Source organism: Citrobacter sp. Cb031, from assembly GCF_030336725.1.
Classification (GTDB): Bacteria; Pseudomonadota; Gammaproteobacteria; order Enterobacterales; family Enterobacteriaceae; genus Citrobacter; species Citrobacter braakii.
The window spans coordinates 253,962-273,020 of sequence record NZ_JAOWDA010000021.1; the positions used below are offsets into that span (position 1 = coordinate 253,962).

19 protein-coding genes, 5 tRNA genes and 2 other RNA genes are annotated in these 19,059 nt (G+C 52.5%); 10 read left to right on the forward strand and 16 right to left on the reverse strand.

The window, feature by feature from the left end; translation table 11 throughout:
- Nucleotides 1-36 precede the first annotated feature (36 nt).
- Nucleotides 37-855, forward strand: a complete 819-nt coding sequence (locus tag OGV93_RS05660) for a pyridoxal phosphatase (RefSeq protein WP_019076314.1) — start codon at nt 37-39, stop codon at nt 853-855.
- Here the strand turns inward: OGV93_RS05660 and modC are convergent, their stop codons facing one another.
- The 4 genes from modC to OGV93_RS05680 all read right to left on the reverse strand — a co-directional run bounded on the left by modC (nt 856) and on the right by OGV93_RS05680 (nt 3,730).
- On the reverse strand, nt 856-1,914 hold the full coding sequence (gene modC, locus OGV93_RS05665) for a molybdenum ABC transporter ATP-binding protein ModC (protein WP_016152328.1): 1,059 nt from the start codon (nt 1,912-1,914) through the stop codon (nt 856-858). It lies immediately after the preceding gene.
- A 2-nt stretch (nt 1,915-1,916) separates the two neighbouring features.
- Nucleotides 1,917-2,606 (reverse strand): molybdate ABC transporter permease subunit, encoded by a 690-nt coding sequence (gene modB, locus OGV93_RS05670; RefSeq protein WP_016152327.1) that lies wholly within the window; start codon nt 2,604-2,606, stop codon nt 1,917-1,919.
- The gene (gene modA, locus OGV93_RS05675) at nt 2,606-3,379 is read right to left on the reverse strand and encodes a molybdate ABC transporter substrate-binding protein (protein WP_016152326.1); all 774 of its coding nucleotides are present in this window, start codon (nt 3,377-3,379) and stop codon (nt 2,606-2,608) included. The genes modB and modA overlap by 1 nt, the downstream gene beginning before the upstream one ends.
- Before the next feature lie 201 nt (nt 3,380-3,580).
- Nucleotides 3,581-3,730: an AcrZ family multidrug efflux pump-associated protein gene (locus OGV93_RS05680; protein WP_003023026.1), complete on the reverse strand. Its 150-nt coding sequence runs from the start codon at nt 3,728-3,730 to the stop codon at nt 3,581-3,583.
- 130 nt (nt 3,731-3,860) lie between these two features.
- Between OGV93_RS05680 and modE the strand changes: the two genes are divergently transcribed.
- The 7 genes from modE to gpmA all read left to right on the forward strand — a co-directional run bounded on the left by modE (nt 3,861) and on the right by gpmA (nt 11,650).
- Nucleotides 3,861-4,649, forward strand: a complete 789-nt coding sequence (gene modE, locus OGV93_RS05685; RefSeq protein ID WP_016152325.1) for a molybdenum-dependent transcriptional regulator — start codon at nt 3,861-3,863, stop codon at nt 4,647-4,649.
- 67 nt (nt 4,650-4,716) lie between these two features.
- Nucleotides 4,717-6,189 (forward strand): molybdate ABC transporter ATP-binding protein ModF, encoded by a 1,473-nt coding sequence (gene modF, locus OGV93_RS05690; RefSeq protein ID WP_101699835.1) that lies wholly within the window; start codon nt 4,717-4,719, stop codon nt 6,187-6,189.
- 217 nt (nt 6,190-6,406) lie between these two features.
- The gene (gene galE, locus OGV93_RS05695; protein WP_016152323.1) at nt 6,407-7,423 is read left to right on the forward strand and encodes a UDP-glucose 4-epimerase GalE; all 1,017 of its coding nucleotides are present in this window, start codon (nt 6,407-6,409) and stop codon (nt 7,421-7,423) included.
- Between the two features lie 9 nt (nt 7,424-7,432).
- Nucleotides 7,433-8,479, forward strand: a complete 1,047-nt coding sequence (gene galT, locus OGV93_RS05700) for a galactose-1-phosphate uridylyltransferase (RefSeq protein ID WP_016156021.1) — start codon at nt 7,433-7,435, stop codon at nt 8,477-8,479.
- A 3-nt stretch (nt 8,480-8,482) separates the two neighbouring features.
- Entirely contained in the window at nt 8,483-9,631 is a 1,149-nt protein-coding gene (galK, locus tag OGV93_RS05705; protein ID WP_080859023.1) for a galactokinase, read from the forward strand.
- Nucleotides 9,625-10,665, forward strand: a complete 1,041-nt coding sequence (galM, locus tag OGV93_RS05710; RefSeq protein WP_019076309.1) for a galactose-1-epimerase — start codon at nt 9,625-9,627, stop codon at nt 10,663-10,665. The genes galK and galM overlap by 7 nt, the downstream gene beginning before the upstream one ends.
- Nucleotides 10,666-10,897: 232 nt before the next feature.
- A complete protein-coding gene (gene gpmA, locus OGV93_RS05715) occupies nt 10,898-11,650 on the forward strand; it encodes a 2,3-diphosphoglycerate-dependent phosphoglycerate mutase (protein WP_003022999.1) in 753 nt (250 codons plus the stop codon).
- Between the two features lie 154 nt (nt 11,651-11,804).
- On the opposite strand, the gene aroG is transcribed toward gpmA, so the two are convergent.
- Nucleotides 11,805-12,857, reverse strand: a complete 1,053-nt coding sequence (gene aroG, locus OGV93_RS05720; protein ID WP_016152319.1) for a 3-deoxy-7-phosphoheptulonate synthase AroG — start codon at nt 12,855-12,857, stop codon at nt 11,805-11,807.
- A gap of 317 nt (nt 12,858-13,174) precedes the next feature.
- On the opposite strand from aroG, the gene OGV93_RS05725 reads away from it, so the two are divergent.
- Both OGV93_RS05725 and zitB read left to right on the forward strand, forming a co-directional pair.
- Nucleotides 13,175-13,549: a YbgS-like family protein gene (locus OGV93_RS05725; RefSeq protein ID WP_016156018.1), complete on the forward strand. Its 375-nt coding sequence runs from the start codon at nt 13,175-13,177 to the stop codon at nt 13,547-13,549.
- A 113-nt stretch (nt 13,550-13,662) separates the two neighbouring features.
- The gene (gene zitB, locus OGV93_RS05730) at nt 13,663-14,604 is read left to right on the forward strand and encodes a CDF family zinc transporter ZitB (protein WP_019076308.1); all 942 of its coding nucleotides are present in this window, start codon (nt 13,663-13,665) and stop codon (nt 14,602-14,604) included.
- Here zitB and pnuC read toward each other — a convergent pair.
- The 11 genes from pnuC to pal all read right to left on the reverse strand — a co-directional run bounded on the left by pnuC (nt 14,601) and on the right by pal (nt 19,042).
- Nucleotides 14,601-15,320, reverse strand: a complete 720-nt coding sequence (pnuC, locus tag OGV93_RS05735) for a nicotinamide riboside transporter PnuC (protein WP_016152316.1) — start codon at nt 15,318-15,320, stop codon at nt 14,601-14,603. The genes zitB and pnuC overlap by 4 nt on opposite strands.
- A gap of 27 nt (nt 15,321-15,347) precedes the next feature.
- Nucleotides 15,348-16,391 carry a quinolinate synthase NadA gene (gene nadA, locus OGV93_RS05740; protein WP_053389683.1) on the reverse strand — a complete coding sequence of 348 codons (1,044 nt, stop codon included), beginning with the start codon at nt 16,389-16,391 and terminating at the stop codon, nt 15,348-15,350.
- 269 nt (nt 16,392-16,660) lie between these two features.
- Nucleotides 16,661-16,786: non-coding RNA, RtT sRNA (locus OGV93_RS05745), on the reverse strand.
- Nucleotides 16,787-16,815: 29 nt separating this feature from the next.
- A non-coding RNA gene (locus OGV93_RS05750) (RtT sRNA) lies at nt 16,816-16,941 on the reverse strand.
- A gap of 29 nt (nt 16,942-16,970) precedes the next feature.
- Nucleotides 16,971-17,046 (reverse strand) — tRNA-Lys (locus OGV93_RS05755).
- A gap of 32 nt (nt 17,047-17,078) precedes the next feature.
- Nucleotides 17,079-17,154, reverse strand: a tRNA-Lys gene (locus OGV93_RS05760).
- Between the two features lie 149 nt (nt 17,155-17,303).
- Nucleotides 17,304-17,379, reverse strand: a tRNA-Lys gene (locus OGV93_RS05765).
- A 3-nt stretch (nt 17,380-17,382) separates the two neighbouring features.
- A tRNA-Val gene (locus OGV93_RS05770) sits at nt 17,383-17,458 on the reverse strand.
- Nucleotides 17,459-17,484: 26 nt separating this feature from the next.
- Nucleotides 17,485-17,560: transfer RNA gene (locus tag OGV93_RS05775), tRNA-Lys, on the reverse strand.
- A gap of 165 nt (nt 17,561-17,725) precedes the next feature.
- A complete protein-coding gene (cpoB, locus tag OGV93_RS05780) occupies nt 17,726-18,514 on the reverse strand; it encodes a cell division protein CpoB (RefSeq protein WP_047359468.1) in 789 nt (262 codons plus the stop codon).
- A gap of 9 nt (nt 18,515-18,523) precedes the next feature.
- Nucleotides 18,524-19,042, reverse strand: coding sequence for a peptidoglycan-associated lipoprotein Pal (pal, locus tag OGV93_RS05785; protein WP_003022983.1), 519 nt, complete (start codon nt 19,040-19,042; stop codon nt 18,524-18,526).
- Nucleotides 19,043-19,059 lie beyond the last annotated feature (17 nt).

Consider the following 19,059-nt stretch of genomic DNA (forward strand, 5'->3'; position numbering starts at 1 on the left):
GTAGATAAAATTCTCAACCTTAATCTGGAAATAACTATGACCGCACGCGTGATTGCCCTGGATTTAGACGGTACCCTGTTGACTCCGAAAAAAACCTTACTGCCATCCTCTGTTGAAGCGCTCGCGCGCGCCAGAGAAGCAGGATACCAACTTATCATTGTCACAGGTCGCCATCACGTTGCTATTCATCCTTTTTATCAGGCACTGGCGCTGGATACACCTGCAATTTGCTGCAACGGCACCTACTTGTATGATTATCAGGCAAAAACGGTACTGGAATCCGATCCCCTTCCGGTAAACCAGGCATTACAGCTGATCGAAATGCTGGATGAACATCAGATCCACGGGCTGATGTATGTGGATGAGGCCATGCTGTATGAGCGCCCAACCGGGCATGTGGTGCGTACCGCTAACTGGGCGCAAACCCTGCCGCCGGAACAGCGCCCGACCTTCACCCAGGTGCCTTCGCTGGCGCAGGCTGCACATGACGTTAACGCCGTCTGGAAATTTGCCCTCACCGACGAAGATATTCCGAAACTGCAGCAGTTTGGTAAGCATGTTGAACAACAGTTGGGGCTGGAGTGTGAATGGTCCTGGCACGATCAGGTCGACATTGCCCGTAAAGGCAACAGCAAAGGACGACGCCTTACCCAGTGGATTGAAGCACAGGGCGGGTCAATGGAAAACGTCATTGCCTTTGGTGACAACTTTAACGATATCAGCATGCTGGAAGCCGCAGGTACCGGCGTGGCGATGGGTAATGCCGACGACGCGGTCAAAGCCCGCGCCAACATAGTAATTGGTGACAACACCACCGACAGCATCGCGAAATTTATCTACTCCCACCTGCTGTAATCACGCGGTAATCGACACGCTTTTAATTTGCGCGTACAGCCACAGGCCAGGTTTGATACCCAGTTCATCCCTGGCCCACGGGCTGATCCTCGCCCACAGCGTTTTACCGCCCACTTCAAGCTGAACCTCCACCTGACCATTATCGTCATAGCACTGCGCGACTTTCGCCCGCAGCACGTTACGAATACTGGTCTGCTGCGGCGGTTGAAGCACCAGCGAAACATCAGATGCCTGAATACGAATACGCAGCGCAGTTTGCAGCGGTTGATCCAGCTTATTGACCCATAGATGCTGATCGCCAAGCGCCAGTGCAGTCATTGCGTAATGTGGATGATGTTCCAGCACGCTGACTTTCAGAATGCTGCTTTGCTGTTCCTTTGGTAGCCACGGGTGCATCACGCTGCTGCCCCAGACATCTTCCAGCGATCCGAACGCTTTGACCTGCCCGTTTTCCAGCACCATCACTTTGTCAGCCAGGTGCAAGATTTCATCGAGCGAGTGGCTGACGTACAGCATCGGAATATTAATTTCACGCGCCAGGCGTTGCAGGTAAGGCAACAGTTCGCGCTTACGCGGGATATCCAGCGAGGCTAACGGCTCATCAAGCAACAACAGTTCCGGCGCGGTAAGCAGCGCCCGACCGATGGCTACGCGCTGTTTTTCACCGCCAGAAAGCCCGCCGGGCAGACGGTCAAGCAGCGATTCAATGCCCAACAGGGCCACCAGCTTATCAAACTGTCCGGCCATACTTTTCGCCATACCGTAACGCAGGTTGCCGCGCACTTTATAATGCGGAAACAGGCGCGCATCCTGGAAAACATAGCCCACCCGGCGTTTTTCGGGCGTTAAACAGATACCGTTCTCGACGTCGTTCAAAACCCGTCCGTTAAGCACGATGCGCCCGGACTGCGGCTGCGTCAGGCCGCTGATGGCGTTAATCAGCGAGGTTTTACCCGCGCCGGAAACGCCAAAAATAGCGGTGATCCCACTGGCTGGCAGCGTTTCGTTGAGCGTCAGGCAATGCGTCCCCAGCGTTTGGGAGAAATTAAGTTCCAGCATGATTACCGCCCCGTCCGTTCACGGCTAATACGCGCCAGCCATTCAGAAATCAGCAGTGAAATCAGCGCTAACACAATAGAAATGATACATAACCTTGCCGCCGCGCTTTCGCCGCCGGGGGTCTGGATCAGGGTATACATCGCCGACGGGATAGTGCGGGTTTCGCCAGGAATATTGGAGACAAAGGTAATCGTTGCGCCAAATTCCCCGAGGGAACGCGCGAACGCCAGCACCGTACCGACAATAATGCCAGGTAGCATCAGCGGTAAAGTAATCGTGACAAATACGCGCCAGCGTCCAGCGCCCAGCGTGCGGGCCGCCTGCTCCAGCTTGACATCGACACCTTCCAGCGCCAGACGAATAGCCCGTACCATAAGCGGGAAAGACATCACCGCCGCAGCCAGTACCGCACCGCGCCAGCTAAAGGCAAAGGTAATGCCAAACCAGTCGTACAGCCATTCGCCAATGAATCCGCGGCGTCCCATGGCAACCAACAGCAGATAGCCCACCACGACCGGCGGCAGTACCAGCGGCAAATGCAGAACGCTGTCGAGCAGCGCTTTGCCCGGGAACTTGCATCGCACAAGCAGCCAGGCAAAGAAGATCCCAAACGGCAGACTAAACAACACAGCCAGGGAAGAAACTTTCAGGCTCAGTATAACGGCCTGCCATTCAGGATCGGTCAGTATCATTACTTGGTCGTAAATCCATAACGTTTAAAGATTTCAGCAGCCTGCGGCCCTTTCAGGTAATCATAGAACGCGCTGACCGTTGCGTTTTTGTGCCCATCAACAATTGCGATAGGGTATTCCACTTTTTTGTGTGAATCTTCCGGGAAAGTCGCAACAACTTTTACACCCTTGCTGGCGACAGCATCGGAACCATAGACGATCCCCAGCGGCGCTTCGTTACGCTCTACCAGCGCCAGCGCACCGCGCACATCTTCGGCAGGTGCCAGTTTCGGGGCCAGGGTATCCCATGCCCCCAGTTTTTGCAGCGCTTCTTTAGCATAAATGCCCGCCGGAACATGTTCCGGATCGCCAACAGCCAGACGCCCACCATTTAACAAACGGGTCCAGTTGGTTTTGCTGTCGATGGTGAAGTCTTTCTGCGCACTGTCTTTCGGTGCGACAACCACCAGGCTGTTACCCAACAGCGTTTCACGCGTGGCGGTATCAATCGATTTTTTGTCTACTGCGTAATCCATCCATTTCTGATCGGCAGAGATAAACAGATCGGCCGGAGCGCCTGCTTCAATCTGGCGCGCCAGCGTGGAAGAAGACGCAAAAGAAGAGACAACGTCAACGTTCTTCTCTTTTTTGTATTGCGTCGCAATATCCTGCATCGCGTTAGTCAGTGAAGCCGCTGCGAAAACAGTAATTTTTCCTTCATCCGCCAGCGCATGCCCGGCAACAGTAAGAGAAAGTGTTGCCCCGGCAAACAAGCGTAACCATGTACGTGCCATCTGTAACTCCTTTGCATTTCGTTATGTAGCCGCAAATATAACGATTAAACCAGGATTTTCCCAGTGGTTATTGATACCAATTTGAGGTTACACGAAGAAAATATCGGCAGGGAAAGCAGGATCTTGAGAAACGGTAGACAGAGAAAACGGGTTGGAAGGTGTAAAAAATATAAACGCCCGACTGAGCGGGCGTTTGGGGAATCAATGATTCTGTCTGGACTGGTCTTTTTGACCGATACCGGAGAAAATGTTGAACACTTCACCCAGTCCGTAAATCAGACCCAGAATGATGGCCATTACCACAGGTACCATGATTACGGCGAATACCAGACTTTTCAATAACTCTAACATGGTCAACTCCAGATGTAGTCCTTAGCTGTATTCTAACCACATAACGCAGAAAAGCACTCCCCTTTTGTGCGGTCGGCTTTGCTCAGGCACGGTTTTCCGTCACAATACCCTTTTTTGCCAGGAGCTTGTGATGCAGGCCGAAATCCTTCTTACGCTGAAACTTCAGCAAAAACTGTTTGCCGATCCCCGTCGCATTTCTCTGCTTAAGCATATTGCGCTTTCCGGCTCCATCAGTCAGGGCGCGAAGGATGCAGGTATTAGCTACAAAAGCGCCTGGGATGCGATTAACGAAATGAACCAACTCAGCGAGCAAACGCTGGTTGAGCGCGCCACAGGCGGCAAAGGCGGCGGCGGCGCGGTATTAACGCGCTACGGCCAACGCTTAATTCAGTTGTATGATTTGCTGGCGCAGATCCAACAAAAAGCCTTTGATGTTTTGAGCGATGACGATGCGCTACCGCTCAATAGCCTGCTGGCGGCTATCTCTCGATTTTCACTGCAAACCAGCGCCCGTAACCAATGGTTTGGCACAATCACCGCCCGCGACCACGATCAGGTCCAGCAGCATGTCGACGTCCTGCTGGCCGATGGCGAAACGCGCCTGAAAGTGGCGATCACTGCGCAAAGCGGCGAGCGTCTGGGTCTTGAGGAAGGCAAAGAAGTACTGATTCTGCTGAAAGCGCCGTGGGTGGGAATCACTCAGGACGATGCCATCGCTCAGGCCGCCGATAACCAGTTGCAGGGCACGATTAGCCATATTGAACGTGGAGCGGAACAGTGTGAAGTGCTGATGACGTTGCCAGACGGCCAGACGCTGTGCGCCACCGTTCCGGCCCAAGACGCCGCAACGCTGCAAGAAGGCGCTAACGTCACCGCCTGGTTTAATGCAGACAGAGTGATTATCGCCACGCTGTGCTGAGTAGATTGACATCAGCCTGAAGAACACGTATCCCTGTTATTAATCGCTGCAAATAATGGGATACAAAATGTCATCGTTGCAAATTTCGCAAGGCAAGTTTCGTCTTAGCGACACAAAAACGCTCCAGTTAAATGCGTTGACGTTAAACGCGGGTGATAGCTGGGCGTTTGTTGGCGCTAACGGGAGCGGGAAATCCGCGCTGGCCCGCGCACTGGCGGGAGAGCTGCCGCTTCTGAAAGGCGAGCGCCACTGTCAGTTCACGCGTATTACCCGACTCTCCTTTGAGCAGCTACAAAAGCTAGTCAGCGACGAGTGGCAGCGAAACAACACCGATCTTCTTAGTCCCGGTGAAGACGACACCGGGCGCACCACCGCCGAAATCATCCAGGATGAGGTCAACGATCCCGTCCGCTGCGCTGCGTTGGCGCGGCAGTTTGGCATTTCTTCCCTGCTCAACAGGCGTTTCAAATACCTTTCCACCGGTGAAACACGCAAAACCCTACTCTGTCAGGCGTTAATGTCCGCGCCGGATTTACTGATCCTTGATGAGCCCTTTGACGGGCTGGACGTAGCGTCACGCCGTCAGTTAGCAGAACTGCTCGCTGAGTTGCATCAGGCCGGCTTTACGCTGGTGCTGGTACTTAACCGCTTTGATGAAATTCCCGAGTTCGTGCAGTTTGCTGGCGTACTTGCCGATTGCACGCTGACAGAAACCGGCGCAAAAACCGACCTTCTGCAACAGGCATTAATCGCTCAGCTTGCCCATAGCGAGCGGCTGGAAGGAATTCAGTTACCTGAACCGGATGAGCCTTCGGTGCGCCGTACGTTGTCAGATAACGAGCCGCGAATTGTGCTTAACGATGGCACGGTCTCGTATAACGATCGCCCTATCCTTCACCATTTGAGCTGGCAGGTAAATCCGGGGGAACACTGGCAAATCGTCGGCCCCAACGGTGCGGGAAAATCAACTCTGCTCAGTTTAATCACCGGCGATCACCCCCAGGGCTACAGCAACGACCTGACCCTGTTTGGCCGTCGCCGTGGCAGCGGTGAAACTATCTGGGATATCAAAAAACACATCGGCTACGTCAGCAGCAGTCTGCATCTGGATTACCGGGTGAGTACCACAGTTCGCAACGTTATTCTCTCTGGTTATTTTGATTCAATCGGCATCTATCAGGCCGTTTCCGACAGGCAGCACAAGCTGGTGCAACAGTGGCTGGATATCCTTGGCTTCGATAAACGTACCGCGGATGCGCCATTTCATAGTCTTTCCTGGGGACAGCAGCGGCTGGCACTGATTGTTCGCGCGCTGGTTAAACACCCGACGTTGTTGATCCTTGACGAGCCTTTGCAAGGGTTAGATCCGCTCAATCGCCAACTGATTCGCCGTTTTGTGGATGTGCTAATCGGTGAAGGTGAAACTCAACTGCTGTTCGTCTCTCACCACGCCGAAGATGCCCCAGCCTGCATTACCCATCGACTGGAGTTTGTGCCCGAGAACGACATCTACGCCTATCGACTAACGTCTCTGCGTTAGTTTTCATTGCAGGGCGTTTATCACGCCCTTTTTTTCTGCTTTTTTTCAGACAAACGCTGAAATAGCAACCTAACATAATGATTTAAAATAAAATAACCATTAAAAATGCGTGAAACTTATGGAGTGTAAACGATTCCACTAATTTATTCCATGTCACACTTTTCGCATCTTTGTTATGCTATGGTTATTGCATACCATAGGCTTAACGGAGCGAATTATGAGAGTATTGGTTACAGGTGGTAGCGGTTACATTGGAAGCCACACTTGCGTGCAGTTGTTGAAAAACGGTCACGAGGTGGTGATCCTGGACAATCTCTGCAACAGCAAACGCAGCGTTTTGCCCGTCATTGAGCGTTTAGGTGGCAAGCAGCCGACCTTCGTGGAAGGGGATATCCGTAACGAAGCGCTGATAACCGAAATTCTACACGATCATGCCATTGACACGGTCATTCATTTTGCGGGTTTAAAAGCCGTTGGAGAATCCGTTGCCAAGCCGTTGGAGTACTATGACAACAACGTCAATGGCACCCTGCGTCTGGTGAATGCAATGCGCGCCGCCAACGTGAAAAACTTCATTTTCAGCTCCTCCGCGACCGTCTATGGAGATCAGCCGCAAATTCCTTACGTTGAAAGCTTCCCTACCGGCACGCCGCAAAGTCCGTACGGCAAAAGCAAGCTGATGGTAGAACAAATCCTGACCGACCTGCAAAAAGCACACCCCGACTGGAGTATCGCCTTACTGCGCTACTTTAACCCGGTTGGTGCTCATCCGTCGGGCGATATGGGGGAAGATCCGCAAGGTATTCCCAACAACCTGATGCCTTACATCGCACAAGTTGCCGTAGGCCGCCGCGAGTCCCTTGCCATATTTGGCAACGACTACCCAACTGAAGATGGCACCGGCGTTCGCGACTACATCCACGTGATGGATCTCGCCGACGGCCACGTCGTCGCAATGGAAAAACTGGCGGGCAAACAGGGTGTGCATATTTACAACCTCGGAGCAGGCATCGGCAGCAGCGTACTGGACGTGGTCAACGCCTTCAGCAAAGCCTGCGGTAAACCCATTAATTACCATTTCGCCCCGCGCCGTGATGGCGATCTTCCGGCTTACTGGGCAGATGCCAGCAAAGCCGATCGCGAGCTCAACTGGCGCGTGACCCGTACACTGGATGAAATGGCACAAGACACCTGGCACTGGCAGTCACGCCACCCGCAAGGATATTCGGATTAAGGACCAATCATGACGCAATTCAATCCTGTCGATCATCCACATCGCCGTTTTAACCCGCTCACCGGGCAGTGGATCCTCGTATCACCGCATCGCGCCAAACGCCCGTGGCAAGGGGCGCAGGAAACCCCGTCTAAGCAGGTACTGCCTGCACATGACCCGGACTGTTTCCTGTGTGCTGGCAATACGCGCGTTACCGGTGATGTAAATCCGGATTACACCGGAACCTATGTTTTTACCAATGATTTTGCGGCGCTGATGTCCGATACCCCGGACGCGCCAGACAGTCACGATCCGTTGATGCGTTGCCAGAGCGCGCGCGGTACCAGCCGCGTAATTTGCTTCTCCCCCGATCACAGCAAAACGCTGCCAGAACTCAGTGTCCCTGCGCTGACAGAAATCGTAAAAACGTGGCAGGAGCAGACCGAAGACTTAGGGAAAACCTATCCCTGGGTGCAGGTATTTGAGAATAAAGGCGCGGCGATGGGGTGCTCGAACCCGCACCCGCACGGTCAAATTTGGGCCAACAGCTTTTTGCCCAACGAAGCTGAACGTGAAAATCGCCTACAGAAAGCATACTTCGCCGAACAGGGCGCGCCGATGCTCGTTGATTACGTCCAGCGTGAACTGGCAGACGGCAGCCGTACGGTCGTTGAAACTGAGCACTGGCTGGCGGTTGTCCCTTACTGGGCCGCGTGGCCGTTCGAAACGCTGCTGCTGCCGAAAGCGCATGTGCTGCGTATTACCGATTTGACCAACGAGCAGCGTGCTGACCTGGCGCTGGCGTTGAAAAAACTGACCAGTCGTTACGACAACCTGTTCCAGTGCTCATTCCCCTACTCCATGGGCTGGCACGGCGCGCCGTTTAACGGTGAAGAAAACGAACACTGGCAGTTGCACGCGCACTTTTACCCGCCGCTGCTGCGTTCCGCGACCGTGCGTAAATTTATGGTCGGTTATGAAATGCTGGCAGAAACCCAGCGAGATCTGACCGCAGAACAAGCGGCTGAGCGACTGCGTGCGGTCAGCGACATCCATTTTCGCGAATCCGGAGTGTAAATAATGAGTCTGAAAGAAAAAACACAATCTCTGTTTACAGAAACGTTTGGCTACCCTGCCACCCATACTATTCAGGCACCGGGTCGTGTAAACCTGATCGGCGAACATACCGATTATAACGACGGCTTCGTTCTGCCCTGCGCCATCGACTATCAAACCGTCATCAGTTGCGCGGCGCGCGACGATCGAAAAGTACGCGTCATCGCCGCTGATTACGACAATCAGGTTGATGAGTTCTCTCTCGATGCGCCGATTATCGCCCACGACAGCCAGCAGTGGTCAAACTACGTGCGTGGCGTGGTAAAGCATCTGCAAAAGCGCAATAACGCCTTTGGCGGCGCGGATCTGGTGATCAGCGGTAATGTCCCGCAGGGTGCGGGCTTAAGCTCTTCTGCCTCACTGGAAGTCGCTGTTGGTACGGTATTCCAGCAGCTCTATCATCTGCCGCTCGACGGCGCGCAGATTGCCCTGAATGGCCAGGAAGCTGAAAACCAGTTTGTCGGTTGTAACTGCGGCATCATGGATCAGCTGATCTCCGCACTTGGCAAGAAAGATCATGCGCTGCTGATCGACTGCCGTACGCTGGGCACCAAAGCCGTTTCTATGCCCGAGGGTGTAGCGGTGGTGATCATCAACAGCAACTTTAAACGCACGCTGGTCGGTAGCGAATACAACACCCGTCGCGAACAGTGTGAAACTGGCGCGCGTTTCTTCCAGCAGCCAGCGCTGCGTGATGTCAGCCTCGAAGCGTTTAACGCTGTCGCCCACGAGCTGGATCCGATTGTTGCCAAACGCGTGCGCCACGTCATCACGGAAAATGCGCGTACCGTTGAAGCCGCACAGGCACTGGAAAAAGGCGACCTGCTGCGCATGGGCCAGCTGATGGCGGAATCTCACGCCTCAATGCGCGATGACTTTGAAATCACGGTGCCGCAAATTGATACGCTGGTAGAGATTGTCAAAGCGACCATCGGTGATAAAGGCGGTGTGCGGATGACTGGCGGCGGCTTCGGCGGCTGCATCGTGGCGCTGATCCCGCAAGATTTGGTTCCTGCCGTACAGCAGGCTGTCGCCACACAGTACGAGGCAAAAACCGGTATTAAAGAAACATTCTACGTCTGCAAACCTTCACAAGGAGCCGGACAATGTTAAACGAAATCCCCGTGCAGGCTCCGGACGGTCAACCGTTTCGCCTGCTCACCCTGCGCAATGACGCAGGGATGGTAGTCACGCTCATGGACTGGGGCGCGACCCTGCTCTCTGCGCGTATTCCGCTTAGCGATGGTAGCGTGCGCGAAGCATTACTCGGCTGCGCCAGTCCGGAACAATACCCGGAACAGGCTGCATTTCTGGGGGCTTCGATTGGCCGCTACGCGAACCGTATCGCCAACAGCCGATATACCTTTGCTGGCGAAACCGTTGAATTACTGCCAAGTCAGGGCAATAACCAACTGCACGGCGGACCGGACGGTTTCGACAAACGTCGCTGGCAGATAGTCAATCAGAATGACCGTCAGGTGCTGTTCGCCTTAACGTCTGACGATGGCGATCAGGGCTTCCCAGGCCATCTTTGCGCCACCGCGCAGTATCGCCTGACTGATGATAATCGTATTTCGATAACTTATCGTGCCACGGTCGATAAACCCTGCCCGGTGAATCTGACAAATCACGTCTATTTTAACCTCGACGGCGATAAAACGGATGTGCGCCAGCATAAGCTGCAAATTCTGGCGGACGAGTACTTACCGGTTGACGAAATGGGTATCCCGCATGATGGACTGAAATCCGTCGCCGGTAGCACGTTCGATTTCCGCACCCCTAAAATCATCAGTAGTGAATTTCTGGCCGATGACGATCAGCGTAAGGTGAAAGGTTACGATCACGCCTTCCTGCTTCAGGCACAGGGCAATGCGCGTACGCCGGTCGCTCAGTTGTGGTCGCAGGATGAAAAACTGCAGATGGTGGTCTACACCTCGGCCCCGGCATTGCAGTTTTACTCCGGTAATTTCCTCGGTGGTACGCCTTCCCGCGGGCCAGAGGCCTACGAAGACTGGCAAGGCCTGGCACTGGAAAGTGAATTTCTGCCGGACAGCCCGAACCACCCTGAGTGGCCACAGGCGGATTGCTTCCTGCGTCCGGGTGAAGAGTATGCCAGCGTGACGGAATATCAGTTTATTCCAGCTTGATCGTTTCCCCTCCCAGGCCCGATGACGTAACTTTTCGGGCCTGGTGCTTGTTAATCACAGTAGAACCGCTCAAATCCCCACCACTCAAAGACAAAATCGCAACCTTGAGTTCACAAGAACCTTACACTGTAGCGCTATTTTCGCTATGGTTATGCGTAAGCATTGCCGCTTACACATTACGGCAATATAATGAGAATTATTATCATTCGATATGATTTATAGGAGTGAATGTATGGCTGTAACTAAGCTGGTTCTGGTACGTCACGGTGAAAGTCAGTGGAACAACGAAAACCGTTTTACCGGTTGGTATGATGTTGATCTGTCCGAGAAAGGCGTTGGCGAAGCAAAAGCGGCAGGAAAACTGCTGAAAGAGGAAGGCTACAGCTTCGATTTTGCTTATACTTCTGTGCTGAAACGTGCCATCCACACCCTGTGGAACGTACTGGACGAACTGGATCAGGCCTGGCTGCCGGTTGAGAAATCCTGGAAACTGAACGAACGCCATTACGGTGCGCTGCAGGGTTTGAACAAAGCAGAAACCGCGGAAAAATACGGTGATGAGCAGGTTAAGCAGTGGCGTCGCGGCTTTGCGGTTACCCCGCCGGAACTGACCAAAGACGACGAGCGTTACCCGGGTCACGATCCGCGTTATGCGAAGCTGACCGACAAAGAGTTACCAGTTACCGAAAGCCTGGCGCTGACCATCGATCGCGTTATCCCTTACTGGAATGAAACCATTCTGCCGCGCATGAAAAGCGGTGAGCGCGTAATTATCGCCGCTCACGGTAACTCTCTGCGTGCGCTGGTTAAATACCTTGATAACATGGGCGAAGATGAGATCCTTGAACTGAACATCCCGACCGGCGTACCGCTGGTGTATGAGTTCGACGAAAACTTCAAGCCGATCAAACACTACTATCTGGGTAACGCTGACGAGATCGCAGCAAAAGCGGCGGCCGTTGCGAACCAGGGTAAAGCGAAGTAATTTTCGCGGTAAGTTAAAGAAAAAGCGTGGATTTCTCCACGCTTTTTTATTTCGGCCCTACCAGAAAATGTAGGCCGGATAAGGCATCGCCCCATCCGATAGTCTGCACCGGAATGCCTGATGGCGCTACGCTTCTCAGGCCTACGGGACTTGGTTAACCGCGACGCGCTTTTACCGCATCCGCCAGTTGACGCAACACCGCATCGGTATCTTCCCAACCAATGCAGGCGTCGGTGATGCTCTTACCGTAGGTCAGCGGCTCACCGCTATCCGGATTCTGATTACCTTCCACCAAATGGCTTTCGATCATCACGCCAATAATTGCTTTTTCGCCACCGGCGACTTGTCCGCAAACATCCTTAGCAACATCCATCTGCTTTTTGAACTGCTTGCTGGAGTTGGCATGGCTGAAGTCGATCATCACTTGCGCAGAGAGTCCTGCTTTGACCAGGCCTTCTTTCACGTCCGCAACGTGCTGAGCACTGTAGTTCGGCTCTTTGCCACCGCGCAGAATGATATGGCAATCGCCATTACCACTGGTATTCACGATCGCTGAATGACCCCATTTGGTGACAGACAGGAAGCAGTGCGGTGCCCCAGCAGCGTTGATTGCATCAATCGCCACTTTGATGGTGCCATCGGTACCGTTTTTAAAACCAACCGGGCAGGACAGACCCGATGCCAGCTCGCGGTGCACCTGAGATTCTGTTGTACGTGCCCCAATCGCGCCCCAGCTCATCAGATCGGCGAGATATTGTGGGGTGATCATATCGAGGAATTCACCCGCAGTCGGCAATCCGCTGTCGTTGATATCCAGCAGCAGTTTACGCGCAATGCGCAGCCCATCATTGATCTGGAAGCTGTTGTCCATGTGCGGGTCGTTGATAAGCCCTTTCCAGCCAACGGTGGTACGCGGTTTTTCAAAATAGACGCGCATGACGATTTCAAGCTCACCTTTTAACGCTTCGCGCAGCGCCAGCAGACGAGTGGCATACTCTTTGGCAGCTGCCGGATCATGAATAGAGCACGGCCCAATCACCACCAGAAGGCGATCGTCGCTCCCTTTCAGAATTTTATGAATCGCCTTACGGGCATGAGCCACCGTATTGGCAGCATTTTCAGTAGCGGGGAATTTTTCCAGCAGTGCGACTGGTGGTAATAACTCGTTGATCTCTTTAATGCGTAAATCGTCGTTCTGATAATTCATGATTATTCCAGCGTTGCCATACTTATATAAATGAATGCAATCCCTCCAATCTATATCTTCAGTCATAAAGTGTAAACGGGGTTTTACACTTTGGACGGATTAATCCTGGAATTGGCCAAAAAAACGCAATAAAGTAGCGAAAAACGAGATCCAAACTACAATTTCTAACTGTAACAGCTTTAATTTTCATAGATTTCAAGATTCTATGCTGGTTTTAATTTCCATAGCAAAACGATTAACCACATATTAATGATGTAACTGGCACATGCACTGTTGGAAGACGTTATCCGACATATCGACCTTAACAGGAGCATATTATGCATATGACAAAGCTGGCTTCACTCTTCCTTACCGCTACACTCAGCCTCGCCAGCGGCGCGGCACTGGCTGCTGAAAGCAACGCGCAGTCCAATAACGGTCAGGCAAATTCCTCGGCTGATGCAGGACAAATCGCCCCAGACGCCCGCGAAAACGTGGCGCCAAATAATGTCGACAACAGTAACGTGAATTCAGGAGGCACAATGCTGCACCCGGACGGTTCATCAATGAACCATGAAGGGATGACCAAAGATGAGATGCACAAAAACACGATGTGTAAGGACGGTCGCTGCCCTGATGTGAATAAGAAGGTTGAGACCGGAAACGGCATCAACAATGATGTTGACACAAAAACTGATGGCACCACGCAGTAACGCTGAAATTAAAGCTAATAACGGGAGAGCAATAGCTCTCCTTTTTAATTTTATCATCCCAAAAACGGTATGATGGCATACAGTAAAGATGAGAATAACAAAGGGATGGCATAATGGCGCACGCACATACTCATACTTCCTCTGAGCAACCCAAGGACAATAATGCCCGCCGACTGATGTTCGCATTCTGCATTACAGCCGGATTTATGTTGGTTGAAGTGGTGGGTGGAATACTTTCTGGTTCACTGGCCTTGCTGGCCGACGCCGGGCATATGCTCACGGATGCTGCGGCGCTGCTTTTCGCGCTGCTGGCCGTCCGGTTTTCCCGTCGCCCGCCCACAATACGACACACCTTCGGCTGGCTGAGGCTCACGACGCTGGCCGCATTTGTTAATGCCATCGCATTGGTCGTTATCACCATTTTAATCGTCTGGGAGGCGATTGAGCGCTTCCAGACACCTCGCCCCGTGGCTGGCGGCATGATGATGGTTATTGCTGTCGCGGGTCTACTGGCCAACGTGCTCGCTTTTTGGGTTTTACATCGCGGCAGTGAAGAGAAAAATCTGAACGTCCGCGCCGCGGCGCTGCATGTGATGGGCGATTTACTCGGCTCTGTCGGGGCAATCATCGCTGCGCTGATTATTATCTGGACGGGCTGGACACCCGCGGACCCAATTCTCTCGATTCTGGTTTCCGTGCTGGTGCTGCGTAGCGCCTGGCGATTGCTAAAAGATAGCGTTAATGAATTACTGGAAGGTGCCCCGCTGACGCTGGATATCGCCGCACTGCAGCGCCATCTCAGCCGGGATATTCCTGAAGTCCGCAACGTTCACCATGTCCATGTCTGGATGGTGGGCGAAAAACCGGTAATGACACTGCATGTTCAGGTGATCCCGCCACACGATCACGATGCGTTGCTGGAGCGTATTCAGCATTTCCTTATCCATCACTACCAGATTGAACACGCCACAATCCAAATGGAGTATCAGCCGTGCAATGGGCCGGACTGTCACCTGTATCAGGGCGTGTCCGGCCATTCACATCATCACCATTAATGAGAAAGCGCGTGGGAACCCCGCTCACGTGCACTGTTAATCCACATCCTGCTACCGTTCAGGGCGATAACCGTCAGGATCATATATTCCAGCGACATGGCATATACGCCTTGCAGGGCAAAGATCACAACGCTAATGACGTTAATGATCACCCACAGCAACCAGTTTTCAACGTATTTGCGCGTCATCAGGATCATCGCCGCAATCGACAGCACCATCATGCAGGAGTCCCAGAACGGGAATGCATCGGGTTGTAGTTCAGGCACAACAACCTGTAATCCCAATGCCTGCATAATATTCACTGCAATGCCTGTCAGGAACGCAAAGACCGGATCGATATAGATCGACATCAGGCCGATCGCCACCACGCAAGCCGCCAGCCAGCCGATCGCTTTTGGAAGCGGTAGCCAGCGAATTTTCAGTTCCGCTTCATGCTGGTTGGTTTGCCGGGACCAGGCATACCAGCCGTAGATATTTGCGGCAAAGAAGAAAACTTGCAGCAACAAGCTGGCATAGAGCTGGATCTGAAAGAAGATAATTGCAAACAGCGTGACGTTTATCAGACCGAAGAAGTAATTGCTGATTTTCTCAAGGCTCGCCAGGCCAATACACAGCAACCCGGCGATCGTTCCCACGGCTTCGATCCACGACAAATCGTAACCACCCGCGCCAATCGGAATATGTACCAGAATGTTCTGCGTGCTAAAAAAGTCCATCTTTTCCCCCAGAGCAAAAATAAATAATTACGCTCGAAGTGTAGCCGCAAATTCCAACATACGGTTTAACGGCAACAGCGCCCCTTCTCTCAGCGAGTCCTCAACATGTATCTCATGAGCCGCGCCGCCATGTTCCAGGCCCTCAGCAATCGCTTTCAGGCCATTCATCGCCATCCACGGACAATGCGCACAGCTGCGACAGGTTGCCCCCTCGCCAGCCGTCGGAGCTTCAAGCAGCTCTTTATCCGGAACGGCCTGCTGCATTTTGTAAAAAATGCCCCGGTCAGTCGCCACAATCAACTGCTTATGCGGTAACGATTTAGCCGCGTTGATGAGCTGGCTGGTTGAGCCAACCGCATCTGCCATATCAACGATAGACTGAGGGGACTCCGGGTGCACCAGCACCGCGGCATCAGGGTAAAGCCCTTTCATGCGTGTTAAGGCCTGGGTTTTAAACTCGTCGTGGACGATACAGGCCCCCTGCCAACAGAGCACGTCTGCGCCGGTCTGTTTTTGCACGTAGTTACCCAGATGTCTGTCCGGAGCCCAGATGATTTTTTCACCCAAACTATCAAGATGCTCAATAAGTTCAACCGCAATACTGGAAGTCACGACCCAGTCCGCACGTGCTTTAACGGCTGCAGAGGTATTGGCGTAAACCACCACGGTACGATCCGGATGCGCGTCGCAAAATGCGCTGAACGCGTCAATCGGACAGCCCAGATCTAATGAACATTCCGCCTGTAAGGTCGGCATCAGGATGGTCTTTTCCGGGCTGAGAATTTTGGCAGTTTCTCCCATAAACCTCACGCCCGCAACCAGCAGCGTAGAGGCAGTATGCTTTGCACCGAACCGCGCCATCTCCAGAGAATCAGAAATACAGCCCCCGGTTTCTTCCGCTAACTGCTGAATTTCAGGATCGGTGTAATAATGCGCGACCATAACGGCATCACGCTCTTTCAGCAGGCGCTTAATTTTTTCACGATAAAATTGCTTTTCATCCACACTTAGCGGTACTGGCTTCGGCGGAAACGGATAAATTGCTGCTTCTGGATCAAACATCACGCTCATCTTGCTTTCTCGTTTCACTGGCTTAACGAAATAACCGATTAAAAGCGTGACGCACGCCATATTCGGTTTGATTTGTTTTGTATGCTAAACAAGATAGCGGATTGGCGCAGAAAAGTCACAATAATTGCGTGTGATGAATGCCGGATGGCGTCTGACGTCTTATCCGGCCTACACGAATAGTGTCGTCTGTAGGCTGATAAGCAAAGGACATCAGGCAATCTTATAAATCGCAGATAGCAAAAAGGCGCCTTTAGGGCGCCTTTTTACACTGGTGGGCCGTGCAGGATGACTCGCTTCGCTTGCCCTTCGGGCCGTCGCCGTGAACGGCTCCGTTGTCTCACTGCGTTCGACCCGAACCTGCTGCAGGTTCGAATCTTATAAATCGCAGATAGCAAAAAGGCGCCTTTAGGGCGCCTTTTTACACTGGTGGGGCGTGCAGGATGACTCGCTTCGCTTGCCCTTCGGGCCGTCGCCGTGAACGGCTCCGTTGTCTCACTGCGTTCGACCCGAACCTGCTGCAGGTTCGAATCTTATAAATCGCAGATAGCAAAAAGGCGCCTTTAGGGCGCCTTTTTACACTGGTGGGGCGTGCAGGATTCGAACCTGCGACCAATTGATTAAAAGTCAACTGCTCTACCAACTGAGCTAACGCCCCCGTATGGGGTTTACTGCTTCAATTATTCAGGATGGTGGGTCGTGCAGGATTCGAACCTGCGACCAATTGATTAAAAGTCAACTGCTCTACCAACTGAGCTAACGACCCGCTCGGATGTCACCTGAAAAATTCTTTACTCGACACCAATATAAGAATTGGTGGGGCGTGCAGGATGACTCGACTTCGTCTCGCCCTAACGGGCCGTTGCTAAAGCAACGTTATCCTTCACGTTTAACACCTGAGTACAATGTTAAAGTTGGTGGGGCGTGCAGGATTCGAACCTGCGACCAATTGATTAAAAGTCAACTGCTCTACCAACTGAGCTAACGCCCCGAGTGGTGGGTGATGACGGGATCGAACCGCCGACCCCCTCCTTGTAAGGGAGGTGCTCTCCCAGCTGAGCTAATCACCCGATACTACGCTGGATACTGCATTAAGTGGTGGGGCGTGCAGGATTCGAACCTGCGACCAATTGATTAAAAGTCAACTGCTCTACCAACTGAGCTAACGCCCCACTTTTTTCGCCGCTTTCGGGCTGTTTGATATCCCTTGGCAACGGCGGCATATATTACTGATTTCAGATTTTAGCGCAACAAAAATTTCGATGTAAATAACTCAACTGCTTAGGAATCACACGACACGACCAGAAATAACACGATTTCTGGTCGCATGGTGGTCATTACATCGCGCCAAGGCGTTTTTGCGCTTGTTTCGCGCCATCAGTGCCAGGATATTTAGTGATAACCTGCTGATAAACCGCTTTAGCTTTTGCTGTGTCACCTTTGTCCTGCATGATGACGCCGACTTTATACATCGCGTCTGCAGCCTTAGGTGATTTGGGGAAGTTTTTAACTACCGAAGCAAAATAGAACGCAGCATCATCTTTTTTACCCTTGTTGTAATTCAACTGACCCAGCCAGTAATTCGCATTGGGCAGGTAAGTAGAGTCCGGGTACTTTTTGATGAAGTTCTGGAATGCTTCAATCGCGTCATCCTGGCGGGATTTATCCTGCACCAGAGCAATCGCTGCATTGTAATCGGTATTCGCATCGCCAGTTTGCACGGGAGCCCCTGACGTTGCTGCAACTCCCGCATCAGGTGCAGGGGTTGCCGCCCCACTCTGATCGCCACCTGTAGACTGTGCCGCAGGCGCACTACCGCTGCCAAGATTATTCATCTGCAGCAATATCTGCTTCTGTCGCTCAACAACCTGATTCAGCTGATATTGATTTTCCTGAATTTGACCACGCAGGGAATCGATATCGGACTGATTATCGGAGAGTTGTTGCTGGAGTTGGGTTAAAAGCTGACTGTGAGCGTTAGAAATACGCTCGAGTTGAGTGACACGGTCTTCGACCGAGCCTGAGCCGACACTACTGATTGGCGCCTGAGCAAAAGCGGCCCAGGGGGCCGCTATGCCAACCAGTAACGACAGACTCAACAGGTGATGTCTGAAGTTACTGCTCATGCAATTCTCTTAGTAAACCAGTACGGCGCGACGGTTTTTGGCGTAAGCCGCTTCGTCATGACCCAGTACTGCAGGTTTTTCTTTACCGTAAGAAACGATGGAGATCTGGTCAGCAGAAACGCCTTTACCCTGCAGGTACATCTTAACGGCGTTCGCACGACGCTCACCCAGGGAGATGTTGTACTCAGGAGTACCACGTTCGTCCGCATGACCTTCTACGGTGACTTTGTAAGACGGGTTGCTACGCAGGAAGTTAGCGTGAGCATCCAGCATTGCAGCGAAGTCAGAACGGATATCGTACTTGTCCAGATCGAAGTAAACGATGTTGTTCTGCTGCAGCTGTTGCATCTGAAGACGCGCTTGCTCTTCAGAAGACATGTTGCCGCTGCCGTTTGCATCCATACCAGTGCCGGCACCCAGCATGCCTTCGCTGCCGTCATTGCTGGCGTTCTTGTTAGAAGAACACGCTGCAATAGCCATAACAGGCAGAGCAATCATCAGCCCTTTCAGCACTTTGTTCAGTTGCATTTCAATGATTCCTTTAT